The sequence below is a fragment of the Actinopolyspora alba genome, assembly GCF_900112765.1.
GTDB classification, from domain to species: Bacteria; Actinomycetota; Actinomycetes; order Mycobacteriales; family Pseudonocardiaceae; genus Actinopolyspora; species Actinopolyspora alba.
In genome coordinates, this window is sequence record NZ_FOMZ01000031.1 from 1 (window position 1) to 2,809 (window position 2,809).

The following is a 2,809-nucleotide window of genomic DNA, read 5'->3' on the forward strand; positions in this document are numbered from 1 at the left end:
TCCGTTGTGCGTGGTGTGATCAACGATAGCAACACGGTGAACCGTCATGCGTGCGTGTGGTGTTCCGTCATGTGCTTGCTGTGCCGGACACGAGTGCGATCATCTCGCCACGGTCCACAATCAGCGACTCGACACCCTGTTCACCGTCGAGGGCAACGTCCAGCGCGAGTCGGTCTCCGTCCGGTTCGATGTCGGTGACCGTTCCGGGAACCATCGTTCCGTCGATCTCGGCAGCGATCCGCATCGCGGGGGCGAGCTGGCTCGCCGCAATCGCCGTGTCTAGGTCTGCCTGCGAAACCTCTCCCCTCGCGGCAGATGATTCCGGCGGCGACGGCTGGGACGGTTCCCGGTGCTCGGGGCCGTCGTCGTCGGCGTCGTCCGAACCGTCCGCAGAAAACTTCGGGCGTAGGAAGTCCCACTCGTGCGACGGCACCCACAGGTTGGTGGACGGGGATTGTGCGGGCATGAGTTGGTCCACGTGGGCGCGGTCCTCGGGCGAGAGTGACGCCCGAACTCGTGGATGCGGGTTCAGGTTGGGCGTGTACCACACCTGGCATTCCTCCGGGGTACCGGCGAGCGTTGTTCCCACGCCACGCCCCCGAATGGACTGATCGAGCGAATCGGTGACGCCGACTTGATCGAACATCATTTTGTCGCCGTCCGCGGAGTTGCGCGACATCGCCAACCGCATTCCGAGGTTGTCGCGCGGGTTTCCCCCGCCCCAGAGGTTGGAGTCGGGCCGCTGCACGAGAAACGCCATGCGTCCCCCGATGGACCGCAACACGGTCACCATGATGTTGAGTTTACTTTTCGGGTCGGCGGCCTTGATGTCGTCGTCGTGTTTCATGGCCTGCTGTAGCAAAAACGACAGCAACATGAACTCGTCGATGACGATACCGAGTATCGGCATGTCCGCATCCGAGACCCACGGACGCCGCTCCCGGTACTGCTCCCGCGCCTCTTTCTCCTGCCACAGCAGTTCGATCGTGGTAATGATCGATTCGATGTCGGTTGCGACACCGATGACGCCGGGGTGGTAACCGAACCGCGTCAACTCGAAGCGCTTCGGGTCGAGCAACAGCCACGGGATGCTCCGAAGTGAACCCTCGGAAATGAGCGTTCCCACCGCCGTCGTTTTGCCGCCGCCGGTCGGGCCGACGATCAAGCCATGTGGGGTGTTCGTGCCCGGGTCTACGTCCCACGAGAGATAGTTTCCGGAGCTGCCGGTGGCATACGGCAGCACCAGGCGATCCGTTCCGGTCGCGGTCGGGTAGTCGGTAATCACCGGGTGTCGCAGGAACGTCGGCAGGGGCTCGGGATCGGGTTCGGACTCGGTGAGCGAGAGCCGTACACGGTCCTCGGACGGGACCCACTCGGTGCTCCACTCATACCCCTGCGGCGGTTCCCCCACCAGACCCACGATCGCGGTGGACACTCTCGCCTGCCACGTCTCAATGGCCGCGTTCGCGGTCTTTTGATAGTGGATGTCGTAGGCCGTGGGAACGCCCAACGTCTCGTCGTGGTCAAGAGCGTCAACACGAGTCGCCTTAATCGGCAAACTGTCTTTGACGTTGTCCAACCGCTCGTGGGCAGCGCTGGAATACGACACCTCGTCCTGATCGTCAACCGCGTCGGTGTCGATTCCACGACGAAGCGCGCGCACGATCGTGATCCGGTCGTGCAACTCATCGTGCGAGAGACGGTAAACATAGCCCCACGCGCGCGAAATCGCGTCCGCGGCCTCGTCCAACTGCTCATCCTCGAAGACGTATCCGGCCGGGATGCGCACCCACGCGCGCAACGGGGCACGCCACCCGGTCACCAACCGAAGCCGAAGTTGCTGCGGGTAGACCTTCAACAGTCGCGCAACCTGGTCGATCAACCGGCGTCGCTGCCGCGAGGCCCACGCCTCCACCAGCCACGCGGCCACGGCCGCCACGAGCACCCCGAGCACCACCGGACGCACCCGTTGCCCGAGCTGCTCGGCGTGTCCCACCAGCTCCCGCAGCAGCGGCCACGTCGCGCTATTGAATGTCTGATCGAGGTGCGGCACGGCCCAGACCAGCAGCCCGCCCAGCAGCGCCGCACTGGTCAGCCACCCCCGCGCCCGTACCACCAGCGAGGGCCGCTCGGCAGGCACCGACTGCGCCTGCGGCATGGAGCGCTGCGACCCCATCGAGCCCATCTGATCCCCCTTCGTGTGCTCACGTCTGTCGGGGCGGGACACGCCCGCTCCCACCCCTCTTGACACGCCAGATAGGATCGACAGCACCAAGCGCTCCGCGCAAGCTTGGAGCGCTTAGAAAAAAGCGGCCGATCCTAATCCGGCGCGTCCCTCGGGGAGACCCCGCGCTCCTACTGGCTGCGCTTGGGCGGCGCACCCTGCCGCATCATCCGAGGAGCGGGAAACGGTTTTCCGTGGTTGTGCTTCTTTTCGAGCCGGTCAAGCTCGTTTTTGATCGCCTGGTTCACGAAGTCCGACTTGGAGTCGATCCCCGGCGGAACTCCCCTGTCCTGCCCCGCACGGACCAGACCCTCGACCCGTTGATCGAGCCCGACTTCCAGGGTGGAGGTAAACGGTTTACGGCGCTTCAGATCCTCGTCTGAAGGCTGTTCGTCCTGGGTGCTGTCTGGCTTTGTAGACCGTCCGGAACTGGACTTGCTCGACTTCGACGAGCCGCCTGTTTTCTTGCTCGTGCTGGATGTGGTTCGCCTGCCGGTTGACGAGGAGGACGAACGCTGTCCACCGGAAGATTTCGCCTTGTTGGCTTCAGCTGCTTGCTGGGTCTGTGCAAACTCGTTCTCGGTG

At 64.2% G+C, this 2,809-nt stretch carries 1 protein-coding gene and 1 pseudogene; both read right to left on the minus strand.

Features of this window, described 5'->3' with window-relative positions; all coding sequences use genetic code 11:
• Positions 1 to 67 precede the first annotated feature (67 nt).
• Positions 68 to 2,251, minus strand: a complete 2,184-nt coding sequence (locus BM150_RS23445; RefSeq protein ID WP_175497007.1) for an FtsK/SpoIIIE domain-containing protein — start codon at positions 2,249 to 2,251, stop codon at positions 68 to 70.
• A gap of 104 nt (positions 2,252 to 2,355) precedes the next feature.
• A pseudogene (locus tag BM150_RS24350) lies at positions 2,356 to 2,809 on the minus strand (ParB family protein); the annotation flags it as partial.